This window comes from Alteromonas abrolhosensis, assembly GCF_001953635.1.
Classification (GTDB): domain Bacteria; phylum Pseudomonadota; class Gammaproteobacteria; order Enterobacterales; family Alteromonadaceae; genus Alteromonas; species Alteromonas abrolhosensis.
This window is the reverse complement of sequence record NZ_MEJH01000009.1, coordinates 120,644-143,419: the sequence shown is the minus strand read 5'-3', so window position 1 is coordinate 143,419 and position 22,776 is coordinate 120,644. Positions and strand designations below refer to the sequence as shown.

Sequence of the window (22,776 nt, the reverse complement as noted above, 5' to 3'; positions counted from 1 at the left end):
GTGGTAGGCCTATATGAAGGAAAAGAAGGACGTAGACGACATCTCCTATTTGGAACAGCAAGGAGGCGTACTGATGGATTGTTTAATTACCATCTGTCATGCGCATCATTTGGAAGTCTCTCGTGTCAGCCTGCTTAGCGGGCTGCCTTTAGATCACGGTGAACTATCGCCCACAGGATTCGAACGTGCGGCAAAGCGAGCGGGGCTAGCCAGCAGAACAGTTAAACGGGATTTAGACCATATCAATACCGCACTATTACCTGCTGTTCTGGTTTTAAATGAAAAGCAGGCCTGCGTACTTCATGGCATTGACCATTCCCACGCAAGAGTTTCGTATCCAGAATTAGATGACGCCGTAGTCGAAATTCCAAGAGACGAATTAGCCACCCGATACACGGGGTACATCATATTTGCTCGTCCAGAGATGCATGCGCAAGAAACTAATGCGCAAATTGACAAATCCTCAGTAGGGCATTGGTTGTGGTCATCTATTAGATCTGCGAAAGGGTTATATCGGGATGTACTCCTAGCCTCTGTTTTCATTAGTTTGCTTTCCATTGCTTTGCCTCTTTTTGTGATGAATGTGTACGACAGGGTAGTTCCAAATGCGGCACTTGAAACCTTATGGGCGCTGGCCATCGGGGTGCTTTTGGTTCTTGCTGCAGATTTCTTACTGCGCATGTTGAGGCAATATTTTGTTGAACTGGCAGCGAGCCGACTGGATGTCACGTTATCTGCAAAAATTATGGAAAAAGTCCTTTCTATTAATTTGGCAAACAAACCTGCTAAAAGCGGTTCGTTTATAAACAGCTTGCAGTCGTTTGAAAGCATTCGGCAGTTTTTTGGCTCTGTAACTCTGGTGGCATTGGTTGATTTGCCCTTCGGGCTCTTGTTTGTCGTTATCATTGCTATGATTGATATTTATCTCATCATACCAATTCTTATTGGCGCCACAGCGCTTTTCCTTTACGCCATGAAAGCACAGCGCGTAATGCGATCTCTGTCAGAAGAGTCGATGGATATTAGTTCTCGTAAAAGTTCTCTGGTTACTGAAAGCGTAACATCTTTAGAAGACATAAAAGCATTTGGTTACCAGAGCCGAAACCAAAGTGCGTGGGAAAAACAAACAATCTTTCTTGCCAAAGTTAATGCAAAGCTGCGTCTGGTTTCAATGTCGGTAAACAACGCAGCACTCTGGGTGCAGCAGTCAGTTGGCGTCGTCATCATCCTAACGGGCGTTTACCTCATAATAGAAGGTGTGATCACGCAAGGTGGATTAATAGCCGCCTATCTTTTATCTAGCCGCGCTATGGGGCCTGTCTCCCAAGCTGCAGCTTTGTTAGCGCAATATCATCACGCTGAGACGGCAAAAAATGCCCTCGACGACATCATGTCGTTGCCGAGTGAGTCGGGTAGCAACAAGCAAATAAAAAGTAATGTTGTGCTTAAAGGGAATATAGATGCGTGTCAGCTATGCTTTAAATACCCAGACGAAACAGTATTAGCGCTTAAAGACGTTAACTTCTCGATAAAACAAGGAGAGCACGTAGCGATTTTGGGTAAAAACGGATGCGGAAAATCAACGCTGAACAAGTTGCTTATGGCCTTTTACCGTCCTGAATCGGGGCAGTTGCTCATGGACGGCATCGACCTTCAGCAATACGACCCAACGATACTTCGCAAACAGATAGGCTATGTGCCGCAAGAAGTCAGCCTTTTCTACGGCACATTGAAAGACAACATTACGTCTGAAGATTTGCATATCGATGAAAGTGATTTTTGGGACGTACTGACCCAGTGCGGTCTGGCAAAACTCGTTAATGGTAATGCCAACGGGGTAGAGCAAAATGTAGGTGAGCGAGGTAGCTTACTTTCTGGTGGCCAGCGACAAGCAGTAGCGATGGCCAGAGCCATAGTGCGAGACCCTGCAATATATATTATGGATGAACCGACCTCAGCCATGGATTCAACTAACGAAGCGCAAATGAAGGAAACCATAAAAGCTGCCACAGCAGGCAAAACACTGATTATCAATACCCATAGAACAACCTTGCTCGACCTTGTTGAGCGCGTGATTGTTGTTGAGAACGGAAAAGTCATCGCTGACGGTAAAAAGGAAGACGTACTTGTTCAATTTAAACAGCCAAGTCAAATGCTTAAGAGGGCGCCATGATTTTAAATAGTGGTGGTGAGAAAAAAGACTGGTTACAGCGATTAATGCGAGGTTGGCTAGCACCGCCTCCAGGACAAGATTGGGTGTTGGAAGCGGAATGGTCACGGATAATGCAAACGCCAGTTAAAGCCCGTGGGCTCTTGTATCTGGTAACTATCGTGTTATTTCTATTGGTGGTGTGGTCGTATTTTGCAGAGATTGATGAAGTGGCAAAAGGCGATGGAAAAGTCATACCTTCTCAACAATTACAGGTGCTGCAGTCTTACGATGGTGGGATTGTACAAGAGATTCTTGTTCGAGAAGGGCAAACGGTTAAAGCCGGACAAGTACTATTAAAAGTGGATCCCACTCGCTTCTTGTCAAGCCTTGAAGAAAACACAACGCAGTTTGCAGCATTGGCGGCAAAAGTTCAGCGTTTATCTGCGCTAACTCAAGGCGAGTCGTTGCGGTTTAATCGAAAACTCCGTGAACAAGCCCCCACGATTGTTGAAAACGAGCGCAAACTTTACAACTCAAATTTAGCAGAGCTTGATGAAGTGGCTGCCGGCTCAGATTCTCGCATCATGCAACGTCGCCAGGATGTTGAAGAAGAGCGTGCTAACCTTTCCCAGTATCAAAACGTATTGTCTCTTTCAAAAAAAGAACTGTCGGTAACTAAGCCATTACTTGCATCAGGCGCTGTTTCGGAAATTGAAATTCTTCGTTTAGAACGACAAATAGTAGAGCTAGAGGGAAACATTACCAAGTCTAAAGTTGCGATTGAGCGCGGTTTAAACGCTATCGAAGAAGAAATAATTAAGAAGGAAGAAGCACGTCTTAAACTCGTTAATCGATGGAATCAAGAATTGACCGAAGCCACCGCTGAAATGGCGACGTTGCAGCAGTCTCAAACCAGTTTGGAAGATGTCGTGTCGCAAGCTGCGCTAAAATCACCGATTAATGGCACGGTACAGCGGTTGCTAATCAATACCATTGGGGGCGTTATTACCCCCGGTAGCGCTGTTGTAGAACTCGTCCCTCAAGATGACCAACTTATTGTCGAGGCAAAGGTATCGCCAAAAGACATTGCCTTTATTCGAGAAGGTCAGCAGGCCATCTTAAAATTTAGTGCTTACGACTTCACGATTTACGGTGGAATGTCAGCCGAAGTCCAACATATTAGTGCCGATGCCATCACCAACGAAAAAGACGAAACCTATTACTTGGTAAGACTTGAGACGAAGAAAAGTATTGCTGATGAGGCGTTAGATATCTTACCTGGAATGATTGTTCAGGTAGACATTCTGACGGGTAAGAAAACGGTACTCAATTATATTTTATCCCCCTTGTTCAATGTTACAGCCTCTGCGCTGCGGGAGCGTTAATGAGACACTTCATTGCCGAAAAAGACTTACAAGGCGCGCTGACCCAGTATTCTTGGACCAGCTACAGTCGCGTTGAACAATTAAACTGTGATCAAAGCGATTGTATCTGGATATTGGCGAGCGATGATAATTGGCGGCAACAGCTAATTGAAGCAAAGCAAAAAGTCTCACAAATCGTGTTGCTAACCTACAAATACGACAGGCTAGAGATGCAAACTGCACTAATGTTAGGTGCTAGGGCTTACTGTCATGCGCTAGGTACACAGTCTTTACTGTCTTCAGTAGCCCGAGTTATAGAAGCTGGTGGTATGTGGTTGCCTAATGAGTTGCTTTCAGTGACAACAACCAATGTAGCGACCAATTTGCAGTCTAAGCGAGTGTTACCTGCTCTGAGTGGCTTAACGAACCGCGAGAAGGATGTATTAAGCGGTATTTTGGATGGACTAAGCAACAAAGAAATTGCTAGAGAACACGGTATTACCGAGCGTACCGTTAAAGAATATGTAGGTACGCTCTTGCATAAATTTGAGGCGAAAGACCGAATCAGCCTATTACTGAGGCTTGGGGAGTTTAGTCATCTAAAAGATGCTCTATAACTTCCATATGTGATACTACGCCATCAATGCCTAGCTCGATAAAGAGCTCTTGGTGATCAGAGCGTTTTACACCGTCGGCGTATACTTTAATGCCAAACGTATGCGCCAGTGAACAGAAGCCGCGGATAAAAGCGTGGTTCGCTGGGTTGAAATCTATGTCCGCCATAAACGCAGAGTCGATTTTCACGTAGTCTAATCCTAGCTCTTGCACGTCTAACAATTGCGAGAATGATTCGCCCACACGTTTAAGGCCCACTTCACATTCTTTGGCTTTAAGTGTGGTGCAAAAATCGCTAAATTCGTCAGGGAAACGTGTAGCGGTAGATTCTCTTATTTCGAAACACAGCTGTTTAGCAGCCTGAGCATTAGTACCTATTTGATAATAAAGTTGAGCAAGAGTTTCAGGGTCCATCATAAACTGCTCTGAACAGAGGAAAGCGAACTTCGACGACGTGCCAGAACGGTTAATGTATTCAATAAGGTGAATAATGGTTGTCAGCTCTAATTGTGGCAATAAACCTAAGTAACGGGCCCAATGGGTGTAATAGCCGCTTTTTCGTAACTCCCCACCAATATTCACACCAGCCCAGCTTTGGTAATGAACGAGATTCCTGTCTATATCAAGAACTGGGAAATTAAATGTCTCTACATCGCGCTCATCGATGGCACGTTTAAGCTCTTGATCCCACCGTTTCTCTTCAACCAGTGAGATGAACTCTTTGAGCGGTGCTTCAATAAATGGCTCTTCTACTTCGTCCTCTTCTGCTTCATCTAACATTACGTCTGCTCGCATGAGGGCATTAGAAAAGCTATCGTCCGGTCGCAGTTTCACTACCGATTGAAAGACGCGAGGATCACCTTCGCGACTAAACGCGCTCAGGCACGCGCCGTGTAACGCTTCAGATATTGTAACCGCATCATGGGTTTCAGTTAGGAGTATGGCAAATTCATTTTTTTGCATTCGTGCTATGCGGCTATCGGTAAACAAATGATGATGCATGGAGAGGCAGTCATTAATTTCTTCCACAAAGTCGCGAATACGATTTTTGCGTATATTGGCTGCAGTGCGAAGGAAACCTTCGCCCTCGGTAAAACGAACTAAAAATACACAGTTTACGCCTTCGGTATCGCGAAAGGCGAGCTGACCTTTCAAAATAGAAATAAAGTAGTCTCGGTTGGCGACGCCAGATTCATCGTCAAACTGGGTTTTATAGCGCATCAGATCAAGGCGGGTATTTTCCTCATCCATAATCTTCTTAGAGGTTTTAGCTAAGAAATTCATAGCACGAACTACGCGCTTAAGTTCAAGTGTGCGGGGTTCAGGAAGCTGGACAAACTTCATTTCACCGAAAGATTCAGCTTGGTGCACTACGCCATCCAACGGTCGAATAATGAAGCGAAGCGCCCATGCACCTATTATCCCTGAAAAGATCCCAACCAGAGATAAACCAAAGATGAGGCGGTGAGTAGCGCGCCACATTGAAGCAACAGCAAAACTTGTGTCGGTTTCAACATATATAGTGCCGTATTGCCCCCAACCCTCGCTGACCTGAGCAATACCAGGATTCACGTCCGGAGAGAAATTGTCTGCAAACCATCTGGGAGTATCTTCGTCTAACTGGACTTCATGGGTATGGGCAGAGACAATTTCGCCATCAGCCTTTTGAAGTACAATGGTGGCATAGTGTCCAATATCGAATTGGGACATAATGAACAGGTCTAGCGAAACGGGATCTTTTTCTAGTCCACTTAGCGTTAACGCCATCATACTGGCGTTATCTAGGTTTTTTGAGTAAAGCTGCTCTTCTACGTATTGCTTCGTAGTAATTCCATGAATTGTCACGCTACCTGCAATTGCAACAAGGACAACGACTACAATGGCTAGCCATAATTCTCTTGTTATTGACATAAACTCCTAGGACCTTCTGCTAATCCCCTCTTGCTTCATGCGCTCAATAACGTCGCGCCACCTAGATAATCTACTGGTAGACGAAGAAACCTGTGCAGTTTTGCCTGGTTGCCAAATACCTGAGTCGTTAAAGCTAAAAACAGGTATCAGGTCTGTGCGCTGTGAGCCGGGTAATACGTTTGACACTAAGCTGTCTAGCACCAGGGGATCCGATGAGGGGGAATCATAGTATCCTAAAACCATGTGTGCTTGTGTTACTCGACTTCTACCAATCTTCGCTTTGACATATATCAGGCGAAGTTTAGAACTATCGATACCTAAGTGTAGCAGAGCTACGTATTTTGCAATGGCATAATCCTCACAATCTCCGCGAGAATGGCCAAAAAGTTCAGATGGGGTAGCCCAGTAGTCTTTTTCTTTGAATACGATATCGTCAGTAGCGTACTGAATGTGCTCATCGAAAAAAGCGTTTACACCAAGCAATTGGTCTTCAACGCCCTTATTTTCAAGAGCGTGTAGGGCAACTTCTAGCGCTGCAACGTGTGATGCTTTATCAGCTCCAAATTTATTTTTTACTTCCTGTTCAAGCTTTGGAAACTCGATTACATACTGATCCTTCATTTGCTGTCCAGCTAGTAGCAGGGCCACTAATGCTAAGCAGTGCGACGCAAATAGAGAAAGGGTCATAACTTCATTATTTTAGTTATACTAAAGTATAGGCGAGAGTAACCGTCTTCACCTAAAGTTTAAGTATAATTTGCTATACGTAGTTATAGGTATAACATGGCTGTGCTGATAAACCAACCAGGTTTTCGAATGCTAAAGTGGAAATCTAGAAAGACTATTTCTTAACTACAAAATCGTGTTCTTGAATATTTGCGATAACACCTGTACCTTCGTTTACTACCAGAGACGAATTACCGTAGGCATTACTAACCACGAACTTGCCAGGATATAGCGAGTATTGTAAGTATTTACGGCCACGGTTATCGACAATCTCTTTAGCTTGATAAAGATATAGTTCATCCTTTTCAGAAATGCCATTATCTCTTCCTAAAGAAACGGAAATCTTATCTCCAGCAATATTGATAACTCTTCCTGTAATAGGCTGACAGGCCGTTGTCTCTTTTATATCTTCAATGGCCTCTGCAATAATAGCGTCAACAGTTTGACCGTAAAGAGACTGCCAAAACGTTGCCGAGTACTCATCTACATTTTCAAACCTATCAAATGTCCACTCTCCCTGACCCTGATAGGACTTGGTTAACAACAAGCCACCGTTAATTCCGTCGTAAACTTGTATTGAAAGGGCAAACGCGCGCTGCGAGGTGCCATCACGCCAAGGAGTGAACACAGACACGTCCTCATAGGTCACGCTAACATCATCGATAACCCCTACCAGCACAAATTGTGTGTTACTTTGTGCTGAAAGGGTACGTATATTTTGATCTGTATATCGACTGTCAAACTTTGCAGTATGTGGTGCAATATAAGTAATGCTTAAGTTTTCAGTTTTATCTTGCATGGCTTGCGCCAATCGTTGCGTAAATGAAATATCGAAATTTGGGATGTTGCCCTGAGTCAACTGCGCTCTATTGCGAACGCGAAAATGCGTAGTGGCGAAATGCTTTTGGTCGCCTTGTGCAGCGCATACTTTGCCTTTAGGAAAAATGTCAGCGCGTATACTTACTGTTAGCACATCGCCGCTATAGATTTCATCAACCAGCTCCAATTGTTCCACTTCGCCAGTAGAGCGAATTGTCATCTCTTCATTTTTTAACAGGCCGTTGGTAAGTTTGGCGACGCTATGAACTGATGCGCCAGCAAAAAGCATAGCCTGCTTAAGAGCTTCTTGAGTGGCAGCGCGTCTAGCTGCTTCTTTATCACCGTCTCTGATTACAGCTTGACCGGTAGCTTCATACCACACGGCATTTGCTTGCCCAACGAAAAATACAAGCAGGCAAATTACCGCCACTACAGCGTTGAAAATGGTTGCTAGCGTTGTTCTGTTAATGTGTCGCACCCTACACCTCTAGAGGTTTTATGTATCTGCGCTACCCAACGTGAAACTTGATAGGCATTAATCGATAGGCATTAATCGATAGGCAGTAATTGATAGCTAGTGTTATGCGAAAAGAGTGCCAAATTATGGCGTCAAATTTAGTGTTCATTTCAATTGAGCTAAAACGGGCGCATATCTTGCAGTGCTCCCATTGTCATGAACCTGGCAGAGTTTAAGGCGCTATATCTACTAATGTGTCTTACATGTCCACTGCGAATGTGAAAATACGCCGTAGGACGCTGTTGAGGAATGCTTAATTACATCGTGTAGTAATTTTGCCGCTAATCAATTGGCAGCGTCTTTACTACACGTTAAGTTTGACCATAAATGTAAACTGGAAATATAACTATGTGCTTGAAAAAATTGAATAAATCAAAGTCGCTTATGCTGTCTTGCTTTCTCGGTTTAGCAATTAGCACAGGCGGATGTGGCATAATTGATAAGCACGTAGAATGGGAAACGGTGGAGCCGGAGACTTACCCAGTACTGAAAGCCGTGGGCTATGCGCCAATCTCTTCTCAACGAGGAAAGGGCGATAGTATGAAGCTAATTATGGCAATGAAAGCGTCAAAATTAGATGCATACCGAGAGCTAACCGAGCAGGTTTATGGTCAAAAAATTGAAGGCAACCAATCTCTGTCTCATCTAGTTATCGAGAGTGAAACCTTGCGCGCGTCGGTGGAAGGAGTAATTCGTGGTGCTGAAGTGGTTAAAGCCTATCCGGTAGGAGAAGACACGTACGTCACTGAGCTAGCGTTGGACATGCAACAAGTTTATGACATTTATTTGTCAACTGCGAAACCGCGCAGAGTGAAAGATGTGAAGTATTATTAGCGTCTAGTTCATACTCCCTATGTGGGTACATCACCTAATTACGCCAAGTTCGATGTGACTTGTATCCGTTAAGTCTAGTAGTAAATTTTATTTATTGATGCCGGCTTAGCGTGTGAGTAGACCGAGCTATTGGCGTATTCAAAGATGTGAATGCCGCTGCTTATCAAATCGAGGCAGGGGAAGTTCGTTGGGGGAAATCCTAAGGCCTGTTATAAACGGGTTACCTTAAGCGCTAACTCCAGAACCTAAAGTGCCGCCTTTCGGCTTTCCCTTTTTGTCGTAAGTAAGAGATTCTTTCGCACGCACTTCCATCATCAAGTTGCGTAGGTGTGTGAGGCGTAGCTGTCCTTGCTCTACAGCTTTTTGATTGACCTGCGTGCGATATTTGCAGTCGTCGAGAAGTTTCTTAGCATCAGTCATTAACACTTCGTCTTCTTCCGACAGTGAATCTTGGCTATTGATGGTACGTTCAATACTTCCGTCAAGTGCTTGAATCGATGTTAATAACGCTGTTTTTTCGTCTAACAAATTCATTAGCGATTCAGCATCACGTGAACTGATAAGCTGCAATTCTTTTTCAAGCAAAACAGCAAGTGTAGACAGTTGCTCCACTTGCTTAGTGAGTGCTTGCGTTAATTGGCTTACTTGTTCAGTCACATCATTTCTCTTTTAATTGAACGTGTTCTAACTGTTGTCGCTAATTATTTAGCGCCAAAAATTTCAGATTCTAACTTCGCAATCTTGTTAGCAAGTACTTCAGGGTTAACTTTATACTCACCACTTTGAATCGCTTTTTTAAGACGATCCACTTTTTCTTGGTTAACAGGCGCTTCTGAACCTTTCTTTTGAACCTGATTAAGCTGCTGAGCAGATTGAGTCAAAGACACAGAATCCTGACGCGGAACCGAAGCGGTTTGCGCAGCTTGCGTCGATGCCTGCTGTGGAGATTGTTGCGTCTGGTTTTGTTGCGCAACCTTCCCATTATCAACGGGGGTTTTAGGTAACCCGTTGTTTATATTATTAATTGCCATAATTGATCCTCACTACTTTTTTGCCTCTGTAAAGTATATCGGCCTTTAGGCTGATTTCTTTAGCTAAATTGTGAACAAAAAAGCAGATTTTCACTGCCTCGTTTATAAGTGTATCACGACTTCTTCAGGGCTTGCGACTCTTGCTATCACCGCCTTTTGGCTACTGGCATTAATTACCTTAATATTGTCACCCACAACACCGTCCTGTTGAGCGATTCCTGCGGTTTTTACTTCCATACCTGCGATCTCTGCGGTAATCGTAATTCTATCGCCTTTGCAAACAAAGCATAGCATATTCGATTGTATGGCCTGTCCATCGGTCACACGGCGCTTCATCCGTGCTCCAATAAGCGCCTCAAGATCGGTAAATGCGGTGTAGCGTAAACGTCTCACATCAACTTTCGCCAACGATAGATTTGACGATGTTAAAACTGTTCCAGGGCTTATTGCGCCTTGGGTTACCACAATCTCTTTGGTTCGTGTAACTTGGCCACTGGTAAAAAGATACCATTCGTTATTTCTGCAACTCACTCGCACCGAAATATACGATTGAGTCAACGCTTCTTGCGATGCGTTATATTCAAATCCGGTAGGACAATCTGGAATATTTATCCTATCGTCTATCTTCACAATAGACACATCAATGCTAGTATCCTGCGTGTTATCAGCCAGTTGAGCTATGAGGTATTGTTTTGCGCCTTCTTCAACTCGTTCGTGATTGGTTTGTGTCGCCAAGCAGTTCATTGAAAGTACACTGAAAACAGTAAATGACAGTAATCGTGTGAAGGTTAGGCGCATTAAGGCGTTTGTATTTTTCATCATGACTTTTCGTGTTCAGTTTACAAGTTATTGACTATGCTTAAATACGGCCGGTTTACTTTCGCGTTAAATTACAACCGCAAGAGCAAACCTTTTAGGTCTACAAGCACGAGAGTCAATGCAGGATCATGACCTAAGTAAAGGTAAAAACTCTACTAAAGACTGAAAAATGCAAATTAGTGTCATTTTTCTGTCGTTTGACCTGCAAAAATTTAGTGATATTGTCTATCTTTAACATAAGAGGCAATGATCATGCCCAGTATTACTTAGAGGTGACCTATGTCGGGGATTTTAGATTCAGTAAACCAGCGCACGCAGCTTGTTGGGCAGAATCGCTTAGAGTTGCTGCTGTTTAGACTGAACGGCCGCCAACGCTTTGGAATTAACGTTTTTAAAGTGCGGGAAGTGCTTCAGTGTCCTCCGCTTACAGCAATGCCAAAATTAAATCCATTAGTCCGTGGTGTGGCGCACATTCGTGGTCAAACTATATCGGTAATCGATTTAAGTATGGCGACGCGCGGCCGCAAAATTGAAGATCTCTCTAATGCTTTTATCGTCATTGCAGAATATAACCGTTCTGTTCAAGGGTTTTTGGTGGGGGCTGTGGAACGCATCATCAACACCAATTGGGATGCGATAATGCCTCCGCCACAAGGTACTGGCAGAGCAAGCTACCTTACGGCAGTGACTGAAGTTGAGAACGAACTTATCGAAATACTGGACGTTGAGAAAATTTTGAATGAAATTTCTCCGTTGAACGCTGAAGTAAGTTCAGAAGTGGCCGAAAGCCTGACTACAGAAGGTCAAGAAAACAAAATTATCTTTATCGCTGACGATTCTGCGGTAGCGAGAAACCAAGTTAAAAAGGCGCTTACTTCACTGGGTCTTGAGATTGAACTCGCTAAAAACGGTCTTGAAGCCTTAAACAGATTGAAAGAAATTGCCGAAGAGTACGGCGATGTTACTAACCGTGTAGGTGTACTGGTATCTGATATTGAGATGCCTGAAATGGACGGGTATACCCTTACCGCGGAAATTAAAAACACCCCGGAACTCCAAAAGCTCCACGTTGTACTGCATACCTCGCTTAGTGGCGTCTTCAACCAAGCTATGGTGCAGAAGGTAGGGGCTGATGACTTTATCGCGAAATTCCATCCTGATGAACTTGCTACTGCGGTACAAAAGTGGCTAATGACTGAGTGCGAATAACGGAGCAAGATAGGATTGGCTAATAAAGACGTTTCGCCAGCGAGTTACCTTAAGTTTAGAGAGTTTTTAGAAAAGCAATGCGGCATAGTGTTAGGTGATAATAAACAATATCTAGTGCGTAGCCGCTTAGCCTCATTACTCTTTAAACACAAATATGAGTCAGCTGACGAACTGATTGATGTGGTTGTGAAAGGGTTCGACAGAACGTTACTGCAACACGTTATTGACGCAATGACCACAAATGAAACCTTGTGGTTTAGAGATAACTACCCTTTCGATTTGCTAGTAAAAGAGTTACTACCAGCGCTGTCGGCTAAAAATCAAAAAATTCGTATTTGGAGCGCGGCTTGTTCATCGGGCCAAGAACCTTATTCAATTGCTATGTCCGTTCTTGAGTATCAACGTCAGCGCCCTGGCGCTTTGAGAGCGGGTGTTGAGATTGTGGCGACTGATTTGTCGTCAGAAATGCTGCAAAAGTGTGAGCTTGGTATTTACGACGAATTGTCGCTTGCCAGAGGGTTGTCGCCGCAACGTAGACAGGCTTTTTTCCAGCAAAATGAAAGTGGACTTATGCAGGTAAAACCTGACGTTCGACGTATGGTGAGCTTTAGAAGCTTAAATCTTCTTTCAAGCTATGCAGCACTTGGCCGTTTTGACATCGTTTTTTGCCGCAATGTTTTGATTTATTTTTCGGCAGAAGTAAAACAGCGTATCCTGCAACAAATTGCCGGACAGTTGCAGCCTCAGGGTGTGCTATTCCTTGGCGCCTCTGAATCGATCAGTGCTGCAAGTGATACCTATAGTATGGTTAAGTGCCACCCAGGCCTCTACTATCAAAAAAAATGATCTAACTTATCGGCCTGATAAATAAAACTTTTTTTAAGATCAGGTCGACTCTCTAACATTATCTCCTCCGTCAAAATCTCATTATGGCATCTGCCTTGCTAACTATTTCTACAAACGACAGTTAAACGGCGAAGTTCAATATCTACATTTACCGTTTGCCTTGTCATCATGTAACGAATTTAAAGTATGTCAGAGGTCATGTTATGGCTATTAACCTAGATAAGCTGGTTGGCTTTCATGAGTCAGCGCTAACTATACGCACCGAGCGTATGGAAGTGATTGCCGGAAATCTAGCCAACGCAAACACGCCTGGTTATAAAGCGCGAGACATTGATTTTAATAAAGCAATGCAGTCAGCCATGCGAGAGGCTTCTGGCGGTACAGCCAATCATGCTTCTTCAGGAATGGTACGGACAGATAGTCGCCACCTAAGCGGCAATTCTACGTCGGTAGCGGCAAACTTTGACATGCAATACCGCATTCCAACTCAACCAGATACCGGAGACGGCAACACAGTTGAGGTCCAAGCGGAAAGAAATCGGTTCTTAGATAATGGATTGCGCTACCAAGCCAGCCTCGAATTTCTAAACGGAAAAATTAAAGGCATGAAAAAAGCGCTTAGCTCAGGAGGTCAATAGTCATGAGTTTATTTAATGTAATGCAAATTTCGAGTACGGGTATGGAGGCGGAAAATGTACGTCTAAATACCACGGCCAGTAACATCGCCAACGCAAACTCGGTAAGCAGCAGCTATGACGAAACCTATCGAGCTCGCCATCCAGTTTTCGCAACTGCCTTGCAAGACGCTATGCGCGACCAGTCTAAAGGCGCAGGTGTTCAAGTTAAAGGGATCGTAGAAAGCGACGCGCCACTGAATGTGGAGTATGCGCCTAATAACCCGATGGCAGATGAAAATGGTTACATCTATAAGCCTAACGTAAACATCGTAGAAGAGATGGCAAATATGATGTCAGCCTCTAAAGCGTACGAAACAAACGTACAGGTTGCAGATACCACGAAACGTATATTCCGCCGCGTACTGCAGTTAGGTCAAGGGCAGTAATTTGCCGCTTGGATAATGTGAGGATTAATCAGTGAATACCATAAACAACACCGGCTTAAATACTGATCTGTATTGGCAGGAAGAAACTGTCAAGATTGCCGATGGCACCGAGCAGCAGTTAACTCAAGAAGATTTCTTCTCGATGTTAACGGAACAGCTTGCCAATCAGGATCCTACTGCACCGGTTGACAATGACCAAATGGTGGCGCAGATGACGTCATTTACTATGGCTGACGGCATTTCACAGCTTAACGAGAAGTTTGAATCATTCGCAGCCTCAATGACTTCGAATCAAGCGTTACAAGCATCTAGTCTTATCGGACAAAACGTGCTGGTACAAGGTAACGTAGGCTATATGGCCAATGAGGGAGATGGTATCTCGGGTGTCATCGTAAATGAGAAAACAGTTCAAAACATGACGATCACTATCGAGAACCAATTTGGTGAAGTGATTAAAACCATTGATGCTGGCACACAAAGTGCGGGCAACATTGAGTTCGAATGGGACGGCAAAGATAAGCATGGCAACCAGATGGCACCTGGTGAATATGTTATCAGTGCTACTGGTGAGCTAAATGGAGAAGGTGTTCAGCTGAATACCGCCGTGAATCGCCATGTTGGAAGTGTAAGCTTGGCAGGTAGTGGCCAAGGCGTAATTTTGAATTTGGATGGTGATGTCAGTATCAATCTTGATGACGTCATTCAAATCGGCAGTTAGTAGGAGAATCAATAATGTCTTTTAATATTGCACTGAGTGGCGTATCGGCCGCACAAAAAGATTTGGATGTAACCGCCAACAACATCGCAAACGTAAATACTGTTGGCTTTAAAGAATCTCGTGCTGAATTTGGCGATGTTTATGCGGCATCACTGTTAGCAGGTGGTAAAACGAAAGTGGGTGACGGTGTACTAACTCAGGAAGTTGCACAGCAATTTTCTCAAGGTAGCCTTCAGTTTACTAATACGTCGTTAGACCTAGCGATTACAGGTAACGGTTTCTTTGCGACAGTACCTGAAATTACATCACGTGACTTTTCATTTACTCGTGCCGGCCAGTTTAAGCTCGATAGTGACAACTTCGTGGTAAATAGTAATGGCGACAACCTTCTGGGCTTCCCGGTAAATGCTGATGGAACCAGTGCATCTGTTGCGCTAAGTACTACCGAGCCTGTTCGTATTCCTGACTCTTCGGGTTCACCGCAACAAACCTCAGAGGTTGATATTCGTATGAACCTTCCTGCTGGCGACGCTGGTCTAGACCCGCAAGACTTCAACCCTGAAGATCCGTTGACTTATAACGCAGCAACCTCGGTAACGGTTTATGATTCACTGGGTGATAGCCATGTTATGACCTATTACTTCATAAAAGACGGTTCACCAGGCGTTGATAACGAATGGTATGTCGCTACCGCGATTGACGACACACTTGTTGATATGACCGACTCTGCTGGTAATGATACCGACCCAGCTACAGCGGTTAACTCAGTAGGTGGAAATACAGGTAATGCAGTAACTGCGTCTAAGCTTATCTTCTCTCAAGGCGGTGACTTTTCTGGTATGGAAACACCAGATGGTTTGCCTACGCTAGACTTTAAGATGCAAACTGAAGCGCTAGGTGCTGGCATATTGGCCAATGGTTCTGACCCAACACAGCAAATTAGCATCGATTTTAACTTGGACGTAAACAGCGCCACACCTAATGAGCCTACTCAGTTCGCCTCTGCGTTCGAAGTTACATCACTAGAACAGGATGGTTTGCCTGTAGGTCGATTGACGGGTATCGATATCGGTCCTGACGGGCTGGTTCGCGCAACGTTCTCTAATGGTACGTCTGAGCCTATTGTACGTGTTGCTTTAGTACGATTCTCTAATGAACAAGGTCTAACTCAGGAGAGCAGCACTCAGTGGAAAGAAAGTATTCTTTCTGGTGAGGCACTAGCAGGGGAAGCAACAACCGGTACTTTCGGTGAAATTAACTCTTCGGCGCTAGAACAAGCCAACGTTAACCTTACCACTGAGCTCATTGACATGATTATCGCTCAGCGTAACTTCCAGGCAAACTCTCGTGCGCTTGAGGTTAACAACTCGCTGAATCAGACTATCCTTAATATCCGATAGTTTATAAATAGCCACTTTTAAAGAAGGCTAAGCGGCAAATTTCAGGCGCGTGATACCGCTGTTATTTGACCCAATTTAGAAAGGTCGCAAGGTTGCGACCTTTTTATTTTTCTTTATTTATCAATTCAATACCCCTCGTATTTTTCAATTGCACTAAATATCCACAGGTTGGCATTGCCTTTGCAAAATCTTGTTTAAGGTTTAATCAGAGTCAAAAGTCAGTCATGGACAAACTTCTCTATATATCAGCAAGTGGCGCATCTCAGAGCCTTTTAGGAACAGGGATTCGGGCCAATAACTTGGCTAATGCACAAACTACGGGTTTTAGAGCTCAGCTGGAGCAGGCAAGGTCAATGCCGGCCTACGGCGAAGGTTTGCCGACTCGCGTATTTTCTATGACTGAAAGCCCGTCTAACAACTACGAGTCGGGTCCGATGATTAAGACAGACCGCGACTTAGACGTGGCCATTCAAGGCGATGGTTGGTTTGCCGTTCAAGATCAAAACGGACAAGAAGCTTACTCACGCGATGGCAACTTTAAATTAGGCGACGACGGAATTTTGACAGACATTCATGATCGCGTCGTGCTTGGTGACAACGGGCCAATATTTCTTCCTGTACCTTTGGACAATCTCAACATTGCCGCCGATGGCACATTGTCAATGAGGCAGTTAGGAGCTCCTGCTAACGTCATCGAAGAAGTTGGTCGCCTTAAACTAGTTAGTCCTAATTACGCTGATATGGAACGTGGCAGCGACGGCTTATTTAGAATGGAAGATGGCTCAATTGCGCCAGCTAACGCTAACGTAAAAGTGATGTCTGGCATGCTTGAAGGCTCAAACGTGAATGCCGTAGAAGAGATGGTGGACATGATAAGTCTGCAGCGTCACTACGAGCTACAGGTCAAAATGATGAAGCAGGCAGACGAGCTTGATACACGCGGTAATCAGCTACTGCGCATTTTATAATAGAATTTTTATCATCGTTGCCCTTTTGAGCAACGTCGGAGGTTAACATGCATCCAGCACTGTGGATAAGTAAAACCGGACTAGACGCCGCGCAGACCGATGTGGCAGTGGTGTCTAACAACCTTGCAAACGCGTCAACGGTTGGCTTTAAAAAAGACCGTGCGGTTTTTGAAGATTTGCTTTATCAGAATATCAACCAGCCAGGCGGTCGCTCGTCTGCTGATACTGAGCTTCCTTCTGGGCTTATGCTTGGTTCAGGTTCAAAAGTGGTCGCTACGCAAAAGGCACACACCCAAGGTAACCTGCTAACTACTGAAAACGCCCTTGATATGTCAATTCAAGGCCGTGGTTATTTTGAAATATTGCAGCCAGACGGCACCATTGCCTATTCAAGAAATGGTCAGTTTTCACTAAACGATCAGGGGCAAATAGTAACTTCTGGCGCTGGCTTTTTACTCCAGCCAGAGGTGGCTGTTCCAGAAGATGCCCAGCAAATCACTATTTCTCAGGATGGTGAAATCAGCGTGAGCATTCGCGGTCAGGCAGAACCTCAAGTGCTCGGTCAGATGAATATTTCTGACTTCGTAAACCCAACTGGTCTTCAGCCAATCGGACAGAATTTATTCGTTGAAACTGCATCTAGCGGTGCACCAATACAGGGTGTTCCCGGCCTTCAAGGGCTAGGTTATATCTCTCAAGGCACGCTAGAGACATCTAACGTAAACGTGACCGAAGAGCTAGTAAACCTTATCGAAAGCCAGCGCTTGTATGAGATGAACTCAAAAGTTATCTCATCGGTTGACCAAATGCTTGGTCAGGTTATTCAGCAACTTTAATAGGTAGCATCATGCGTATTTTAGGTTTATCTGCTGCACTACTGTTACTTGGCGGTTGCGCCAGTACAAATGAGCCTCCCGTTCAGGCGAACGACCCCTCGTTTGCGCCTGTAGTGCCAGATTACCCGCGTGAAACGGTAGTAGAAGACGGCTCGTTATTCCGTTCGCACATGGCTAACAGCTTGTATTCAGATGTAACCGCGAGACGAGTAGGCGACATTATCACTGTGACACTGAGTGAGAATACTCAGGCGAGTAAGTCAGCTGATACGAGTACGGCGAAAGATACCAACGTTAATCTTAACCCAATTACAGGGCTAGCAGGTCAAGCCATCAACATTGGCGGTCAGTCTGTACAACTAGGCATAAGTTCATCCCGTGACTTTTCTGGCGATGCTGCTGCGAACCAAAGTAACAGCCTGATTGGTGCTATTTCAGTCACGGTGGTAGACGTGCTGCCAAACAGTAATTTAGTTATTCGTGGTGAGAAGTGGTTAACCCTTAATCACGGTGATGAGTACATACGCTTAACCGGTATTATTCGTCCAGCGGACATAAGTCCTGAGAATGAAATTGTATCGACTAAGGTGGCGAATGCACGCATTCAATATTCAGGTACAGGTACATTTGCGCGTGCGCAAGAGAAGGGCTGGTTGACCAAGTTCTTCGATTCCACTTGGTGGCCTCTTTAGGTTTTAAGATAGGAGAGTGAACATGCGTTTATTTTCAGTTGTATTAGCCGTTGTCACACTGCTTTTATCTTCGCAGGCGGGCGCGCAGCGCATCAAAGACGTGGCAAGCATTCAAGGCGTACGTAGTAACCAATTGGTGGGTTATGGCCTTGTGGTTGGCTTGCCTGGTACTGGAGAGCAAAGCCCTTTTACTGAGCAGAGCTTCAGAACCATGTTGAGTAACTTTGGTATCAGCCTTGACGCTAACACCAAGCCAAAAATTAAAAACGTGGCGGCGGTGGCAGTACACGCCGACCTGCCAGCTTTTGCCAAGCCGGGTCAAACCATCGATATTACTGTATCGTCAGTAGGCGAGGCATCTAGCCTGCAAGGTGGTACTTTGCTACAGACCTTCCTTCGTGGGGTAGACGGTAAAGTGTATGCCGTTGCGCAAGGCAGTTTAGTCGTTAGTGGATTTGGTGCACAGGGCGGAGATGGCTCTCGCATTGTTGTAAACACACCTACAGTGGGCAGAATTCCTAATGGCGCGATGGTAGAACAGTCTGTGCCGAGTGGTTTCGCTAACGGCGATACGTTAACGCTTAACCTTCACTACCCAGATTTTTCAACGGCTAAAGCACTGGCTGACACCATAAACGAACGCTTAGGCGCACAACCTGAAAACGGCTACGTTATTGCTAAGCCTATCGATGCTGCGTCCGTGCGTGTGTCGGCACCTCGTGATGTGGGTCAGCGCGTTGGCTTTTTGGCTACGTTAGAAAATTTTGAATTTACCCCAGCGGATGCGCCAGCGCGTGTTGTGATAAACAGCCGTACAGGCACCATTGTTATAGGCAGTGACGTTCGCTTGTTGCCTGCAGCGATTACCCACGGCGGATTAACCGTAACCATCTCTGAAAACCAGCAAGTTTCGCAACCTAACGCGTTTGGCGAAGGCCAGACTGCCGTTACGACCCAGTCTATTGTTGATGTCGATTTGGCAGACAGCCGCATGTTCAAGTTTGAGCCAGGCGTTACCCTTGACCAACTTGTGCGTGCGGTAAATGAGGTAGGTGCGGCGCCAGGCGATTTAATGGCAATTTTAGAAGCATTACGCCAAGCCGGTGCTTTGCGTGGTGAGCTTGTGATCATTTAAGACGAGCTAATAGCATTTAAAAGAATTAAGCAAGCACGATAGGGTTATAGCGGAATAAGTACGATGGAATCACTTAGCACAAAAAGTCAGCTTGATATGGCACGCAATGTCCACGATATGGGCAGCATTAATAAAATGCGCGAAGCTATCGCATCAGGTGACGAGACAGTATTGCAAGAGGCTGCCCAGCAGTTTGAAGCGATTTTTGTGCAAATGATGTTGAAGTCTATGCGTAAAGCGCAAGATGCCCTTGCTGATGAAGATAGCCCGTTTAATTCTCAGCAAGTTAAGTTTTATCGTGATATGCATGACCAACAATTAGCGACAGACCTTACCTCAGGTGGGGGATTAGGTCTCGCTGATGTCATTGTTAAACAGCTAGGTCAGACCGAGGATAGCTATACACCAGCCAGCGTTATCAGGAGCGACGGTGATATATCGTCGCTGAATAGAAGCCGTGCGTATAAGGTGGCAGAAGCGCAAGACATAGCGCTTTCTTCTGAATCTATTCGCAGCCAATCGGCACAAAAAGATGCCATGTTTGAAAACCCTGAGCAGTTTGTTGAAAGCTTGATGCCTATAGCCGAGAAGATAGCGGCAAAATATGGAATGGATCCTAAAGCAATAATTTCCCAAGCTGCAGTTGAAACCGGTTGGGGGAAATTCGTGATCCATAAAGCTGATGGAAGCAGCTCACACAACTTATTCGGTATTAAAGCAAACAAAGGTTGGCAAGGGGAGCAGGCTGTAGTCGATACATTGGAGTTCAATAATGGACTACCGCAAAAGCAAAAAGCAGCCTTTAGATCATACTCGTCAGTAGAAGATGCAATGGAAGATTATGGTCGCTTTATCACATCACAACCTCGCTACAGCCATGCTGTCGAGAATGCTTCTGACGCAGCGCGTTACACCCATGCGCTTCAGGAAGCGGGCTACGCTACAGACCCTGAATACGCAAGCAAGATAATGGCAGTGTATAACAGCGACCGTCTTAGCGCGTTAATGCCATAGCATTGGAGATGACATAGTGAGTTCTGTTGATTTATTTTCATTAGCGACCAGTGGTGTAAACGCCAGCAGTAAGCTTTTACAAACGACCAGCAACAATATTGCCAACGTCAACACGCCAGGGTACGTTCGCGAGCGCACTGAGCTTCAAAATAGTCAGGTTTTTGGTGTGGAAATCGGCAATACCGAACGCATCATCAACGTATTTGCACAAAACCAATTGCGCCGGGACATTACTTCTGTCGGCGAGCTTGAAGCGTTCTCTGGCAAAACAACGGCCATTGATAACCTATTAGCGAGTGAGGCTAATTCCATCTCTCAAGGTATGAGCGAGTACTTTGCTGCGTTGCAAACTGCTGCTGACGATCCAACTAATTTAGCCTCTCGCGATCAAGTGTTAGGCAAATCTGAGTCTTTGTACCAGCGGATGAAAACACTGTCTGACTACATGTTGGAAAAAGAAGAAGAGCTTAACTTAGAGTTCACATCGATGGTGAATCGAGCGAACACCTTGATTGGTAATATTGGTGATTTGAACCGCAACATAGTTATTGCCAATGGTAACAATACTAGCGATCAACCTAGTGCGCTTCTCAATGAAAGAGACAAAGCGATAGATGAGCTGGCATCTATCATGGGAATAACGGTTAAAGAAAGCTCTACGCAAAACGGCGCGGTAACGATTAACCTAACCTCTGGTGAGTCACTGGTACTAGAAAATGGTGCGTTTAATTTATTTGAGTTAAACACCAATGCAGACTTAACCTTCAAGCAGCTTAAACTCGAAACGAACTTTGGGTCTCAAACTAAAGCCGACGCCTCAATACGTATCGTAGAAGGTGACTTGGGTGGCGCACTCGGCGGATTGTTTGGTTACAGAAATGAGATCTTAGGCCCTGCGATGCGGGATGTTGGTCAGCTGTCAGTAGCATTCGCCGATGCAATGAATACCCAAAATAAATTGGGGATGGACTTAGACGGACAGCTCGGCAGCGATATTTTCAATATCCCTTCATTTCGCGGATTAGCATATAGCGATACCAATGGTGACTATGTTGTTACTGCCCAGGTTACCGAAGGTAAAGGGGCAGAACTTACAGATGCTGACTACAAAATTGAGGTTACTGCGGTAACCGCGGGCGCGCCTAGCCAAATAGAAATTACGCTTCTAAATGCAGACGGGACACCGAAAAAAGATGCATCTGGCAATGATATTGTTTACTCAAACTACCCTGTAACAACAGGTTTCAATGAATTACCAGGTGGTATTGAGATTGATTTCTCAGGAAGCGACCCTTATGCCGTGGGTAACGAGTTTCTTATTCAGCCAACGAAAGACATTGCGTCTAAAATAACGTTAGATACCAATCGTCCTGAAGATCTAGCGTTTGCAAGCCCAGTAAGGGCGGGTGCAGACGGCGCTAATCTGGGCAATGCTAATGTTGTCGGCATTACAGTAAGCAACACGACAGTAGGTGCAGGAGTGGATCGCTCAGCATTCGATGGCGCAGGTGGAATAGATAATGCGGCGCCAGCTCAGATTGTTTTCACCAGCGCAGATACGTATAACGTACTAGACGGAAGCGGCGCGACTATTGCTACAGTTACAGGTACGACGGATTTAACTAATCTTATCGAACAAGCTAAAAACAGTGGTACATGGCCTGGAGCCTTGGCAGGGTTAAATGATTATCCGGGTTTTGACTTAAGCTTGGATGGTGTACCTAAAGCAGGGGATAGTTTCTCGATTGGCTATAATACAGATGGTTTCAACGACAACAGTAATGCACTTAATTTAGCTGCAATTCAAAATGAGAACACGGTGCAGGTTAGTAGTGAAGCCACTAATACGCCCCGTACCTTTCAAGATGCCTATGCTTCTATGGTTGGTCGAATTGGTGAAGATGCCTCGATGGCAAAAGTAACACTTGCTTCAGCGGAAGCCATGAAGGTTCAATCGCAGAATTGGTTTGAGTCTGTCTCTGGTGTTAGCTTAGACGAAGAAGCAGCAAATTTGATAAAATATCAACAGAGCTATGCTGCCGCAGCGCGAATTTTGTCTACGGCGCAAGAATTATTTAATACCATTTTGCAGTCAGCAAGGTAGGTG

At 44.9% G+C, this 22,776-nt stretch carries 22 protein-coding genes; 16 read left to right on the top strand and 6 right to left on the bottom strand.

The window, feature by feature from the left end:
- Positions 1–73: 73 nt before the first annotated feature.
- From BGK61_RS14225 to BGK61_RS14215, 3 genes are read left to right on the top strand one after another with little or no spacing between them, the layout of a single operon-like run.
- Positions 74–2,173 (top strand): type I secretion system permease/ATPase, encoded by a 2,100-nt coding sequence (locus tag BGK61_RS14225; protein WP_076012260.1) that lies wholly within the window; start codon positions 74–76, stop codon positions 2,171–2,173.
- Positions 2,170–3,537, top strand: a complete 1,368-nt coding sequence (locus BGK61_RS14220; protein WP_076012259.1) for an HlyD family type I secretion periplasmic adaptor subunit — start codon at positions 2,170–2,172, stop codon at positions 3,535–3,537. Before BGK61_RS14225 ends, BGK61_RS14220 begins: the two co-directional genes overlap by 4 nt.
- Positions 3,537–4,133, top strand: a complete 597-nt coding sequence (locus tag BGK61_RS14215; RefSeq protein WP_076012258.1) for a response regulator transcription factor — start codon at positions 3,537–3,539, stop codon at positions 4,131–4,133. Before BGK61_RS14220 ends, BGK61_RS14215 begins: the two co-directional genes overlap by 1 nt.
- Here BGK61_RS14215 and BGK61_RS14210 read toward each other — a convergent pair.
- The 3 genes from BGK61_RS14210 to BGK61_RS14200 form a co-directional block, all read right to left on the bottom strand.
- Positions 4,108–6,042 carry a bifunctional diguanylate cyclase/phosphodiesterase gene (locus BGK61_RS14210; protein WP_076012257.1) on the bottom strand — a complete coding sequence of 645 codons (1,935 nt, stop codon included), beginning with the start codon at positions 6,040–6,042 and terminating at the stop codon, positions 4,108–4,110. The two genes, BGK61_RS14215 and BGK61_RS14210, sit on opposite strands and share 26 nt — an antisense overlap.
- 6 nt (positions 6,043–6,048) lie before the next feature.
- Entirely contained in the window at positions 6,049–6,663 is a 615-nt protein-coding gene (locus BGK61_RS14205; RefSeq protein ID WP_234349505.1) for a transglutaminase-like cysteine peptidase, read from the bottom strand.
- Positions 6,664–6,883: 220 nt separating this feature from the next.
- The gene (locus BGK61_RS14200; RefSeq protein WP_076012255.1) at positions 6,884–8,065 is read right to left on the bottom strand and encodes a flagellar assembly protein T N-terminal domain-containing protein; all 1,182 of its coding nucleotides are present in this window, start codon (positions 8,063–8,065) and stop codon (positions 6,884–6,886) included.
- Positions 8,066–8,452: 387 nt separating this feature from the next.
- On the opposite strand from BGK61_RS14200, the gene BGK61_RS14195 reads away from it, so the two are divergent.
- Entirely contained in the window at positions 8,453–8,938 is a 486-nt protein-coding gene (locus BGK61_RS14195; RefSeq protein ID WP_076012254.1) for an LPP20 family lipoprotein, read from the top strand.
- A gap of 225 nt (positions 8,939–9,163) precedes the next feature.
- On the opposite strand, the gene flgN is transcribed toward BGK61_RS14195, so the two are convergent.
- From flgN to flgA, 3 genes are all read right to left on the bottom strand, one after another.
- On the bottom strand, positions 9,164–9,595 hold the full coding sequence (flgN, locus tag BGK61_RS14190; protein ID WP_076012253.1) for a flagellar export chaperone FlgN: 432 nt from the start codon (positions 9,593–9,595) through the stop codon (positions 9,164–9,166).
- Between the two features lie 44 nt (positions 9,596–9,639).
- Positions 9,640–9,969, bottom strand: coding sequence for a flagellar biosynthesis anti-sigma factor FlgM (flgM, locus tag BGK61_RS14185; protein WP_014997591.1), 330 nt, complete (start codon positions 9,967–9,969; stop codon positions 9,640–9,642).
- A 102-nt stretch (positions 9,970–10,071) separates the two neighbouring features.
- Entirely contained in the window at positions 10,072–10,791 is a 720-nt protein-coding gene (gene flgA, locus BGK61_RS14180; RefSeq protein WP_234349504.1) for a flagellar basal body P-ring formation chaperone FlgA, read from the bottom strand.
- 276 nt (positions 10,792–11,067) lie between these two features.
- Here flgA and BGK61_RS14175 point away from each other — a divergent pair, with 276 nt between their 5' ends.
- The 12 genes from BGK61_RS14175 to BGK61_RS14120 all read left to right on the top strand — a co-directional run bounded on the left by BGK61_RS14175 (position 11,068) and on the right by BGK61_RS14120 (position 22,773).
- On the top strand, positions 11,068–11,997 hold the full coding sequence (locus BGK61_RS14175) for a chemotaxis protein CheV (RefSeq protein ID WP_014997593.1): 930 nt from the start codon (positions 11,068–11,070) through the stop codon (positions 11,995–11,997).
- A gap of 15 nt (positions 11,998–12,012) precedes the next feature.
- Positions 12,013–12,843, top strand: a complete 831-nt coding sequence (locus tag BGK61_RS14170; protein WP_014997594.1) for a CheR family methyltransferase — start codon at positions 12,013–12,015, stop codon at positions 12,841–12,843.
- 203 nt (positions 12,844–13,046) lie between these two features.
- Complete coding sequence (gene flgB / locus BGK61_RS14165; protein WP_014997595.1) at positions 13,047–13,481, top strand: flagellar basal body rod protein FlgB; 435 nt, start codon at positions 13,047–13,049, stop codon at positions 13,479–13,481.
- A gap of 2 nt (positions 13,482–13,483) precedes the next feature.
- Positions 13,484–13,906, top strand: a complete 423-nt coding sequence (gene flgC, locus BGK61_RS14160) for a flagellar basal body rod protein FlgC (protein ID WP_014997596.1) — start codon at positions 13,484–13,486, stop codon at positions 13,904–13,906.
- 31 nt (positions 13,907–13,937) lie between these two features.
- The gene (flgD, locus tag BGK61_RS14155) at positions 13,938–14,624 is read left to right on the top strand and encodes a flagellar hook assembly protein FlgD (RefSeq protein ID WP_012517628.1); all 687 of its coding nucleotides are present in this window, start codon (positions 13,938–13,940) and stop codon (positions 14,622–14,624) included.
- Positions 14,625–14,638: 14 nt separating this feature from the next.
- Positions 14,639–16,024, top strand: a complete 1,386-nt coding sequence (gene flgE, locus BGK61_RS14150) for a flagellar hook protein FlgE (protein WP_014997597.1) — start codon at positions 14,639–14,641, stop codon at positions 16,022–16,024.
- 224 nt (positions 16,025–16,248) lie between these two features.
- Complete coding sequence (locus BGK61_RS14145; protein ID WP_076012252.1) at positions 16,249–16,992, top strand: flagellar basal body rod protein FlgF; 744 nt, start codon at positions 16,249–16,251, stop codon at positions 16,990–16,992.
- A gap of 47 nt (positions 16,993–17,039) precedes the next feature.
- Entirely contained in the window at positions 17,040–17,828 is a 789-nt protein-coding gene (gene flgG / locus BGK61_RS14140; RefSeq protein ID WP_014997599.1) for a flagellar basal-body rod protein FlgG, read from the top strand.
- Between the two features lie 11 nt (positions 17,829–17,839).
- Positions 17,840–18,520 carry a flagellar basal body L-ring protein FlgH gene (gene flgH, locus BGK61_RS14135; RefSeq protein ID WP_014997600.1) on the top strand — a complete coding sequence of 227 codons (681 nt, stop codon included), beginning with the start codon at positions 17,840–17,842 and terminating at the stop codon, positions 18,518–18,520.
- 22 nt (positions 18,521–18,542) lie between these two features.
- Positions 18,543–19,655 carry a flagellar basal body P-ring protein FlgI gene (locus BGK61_RS14130; protein WP_076026101.1) on the top strand — a complete coding sequence of 371 codons (1,113 nt, stop codon included), beginning with the start codon at positions 18,543–18,545 and terminating at the stop codon, positions 19,653–19,655.
- A 63-nt stretch (positions 19,656–19,718) separates the two neighbouring features.
- Complete coding sequence (flgJ, locus tag BGK61_RS14125) at positions 19,719–20,669, top strand: flagellar assembly peptidoglycan hydrolase FlgJ (RefSeq protein WP_076011735.1); 951 nt, start codon at positions 19,719–19,721, stop codon at positions 20,667–20,669.
- Positions 20,670–20,685: 16 nt separating this feature from the next.
- Positions 20,686–22,773 (top strand): FlgK family flagellar hook-associated protein, encoded by a 2,088-nt coding sequence (locus tag BGK61_RS14120; protein WP_083648680.1) that lies wholly within the window; start codon positions 20,686–20,688, stop codon positions 22,771–22,773.
- Positions 22,774–22,776 lie beyond the last annotated feature (3 nt).

Bases quoted from the DNA above. Each gene is read 5' to 3' on its own strand.
- BGK61_RS14225 (WP_076012260.1), top strand. From the start codon at position 74: ATGGATTGTTTAATTACCATCTGTCATGCGCATCATTTGGAAGTCTCT.
- BGK61_RS14220 (WP_076012259.1), top strand. From the start codon at position 2,170: ATGATTTTAAATAGTGGTGGTGAGAAAAAAGACTGGTTACAGCGATTA.
- BGK61_RS14215 (WP_076012258.1), top strand. From the start codon at position 3,537: ATGAGACACTTCATTGCCGAAAAAGACTTACAAGGCGCGCTGACCCAG.
- BGK61_RS14210 (WP_076012257.1), bottom strand. From the start codon at position 6,042: ATGTCAATAACAAGAGAATTATGGCTAGCCATTGTAGTCGTTGTCCTT.
- BGK61_RS14205 (WP_234349505.1), bottom strand. From the start codon at position 6,663: ATGAAGGATCAGTATGTAATCGAGTTTCCAAAGCTTGAACAGGAAGTA.
- BGK61_RS14195 (WP_076012254.1), top strand. From the start codon at position 8,453: ATGTGCTTGAAAAAATTGAATAAATCAAAGTCGCTTATGCTGTCTTGC.
- flgM (WP_014997591.1), bottom strand. From the start codon at position 9,969: ATGGCAATTAATAATATAAACAACGGGTTACCTAAAACCCCCGTTGAT.
- flgA (WP_234349504.1), bottom strand. From the start codon at position 10,791: ATGATGAAAAATACAAACGCCTTAATGCGCCTAACCTTCACACGATTA.
- BGK61_RS14175 (WP_014997593.1), top strand. From the start codon at position 11,068: ATGTCGGGGATTTTAGATTCAGTAAACCAGCGCACGCAGCTTGTTGGG.
- flgB (WP_014997595.1), top strand. From the start codon at position 13,047: ATGGCTATTAACCTAGATAAGCTGGTTGGCTTTCATGAGTCAGCGCTA.
- flgC (WP_014997596.1), top strand. From the start codon at position 13,484: ATGAGTTTATTTAATGTAATGCAAATTTCGAGTACGGGTATGGAGGCG.
- flgE (WP_014997597.1), top strand. From the start codon at position 14,639: ATGTCTTTTAATATTGCACTGAGTGGCGTATCGGCCGCACAAAAAGAT.
- BGK61_RS14145 (WP_076012252.1), top strand. From the start codon at position 16,249: ATGGACAAACTTCTCTATATATCAGCAAGTGGCGCATCTCAGAGCCTT.
- flgG (WP_014997599.1), top strand. From the start codon at position 17,040: ATGCATCCAGCACTGTGGATAAGTAAAACCGGACTAGACGCCGCGCAG.
- flgH (WP_014997600.1), top strand. From the start codon at position 17,840: ATGCGTATTTTAGGTTTATCTGCTGCACTACTGTTACTTGGCGGTTGC.
- BGK61_RS14130 (WP_076026101.1), top strand. From the start codon at position 18,543: ATGCGTTTATTTTCAGTTGTATTAGCCGTTGTCACACTGCTTTTATCT.
- flgJ (WP_076011735.1), top strand. From the start codon at position 19,719: ATGGAATCACTTAGCACAAAAAGTCAGCTTGATATGGCACGCAATGTC.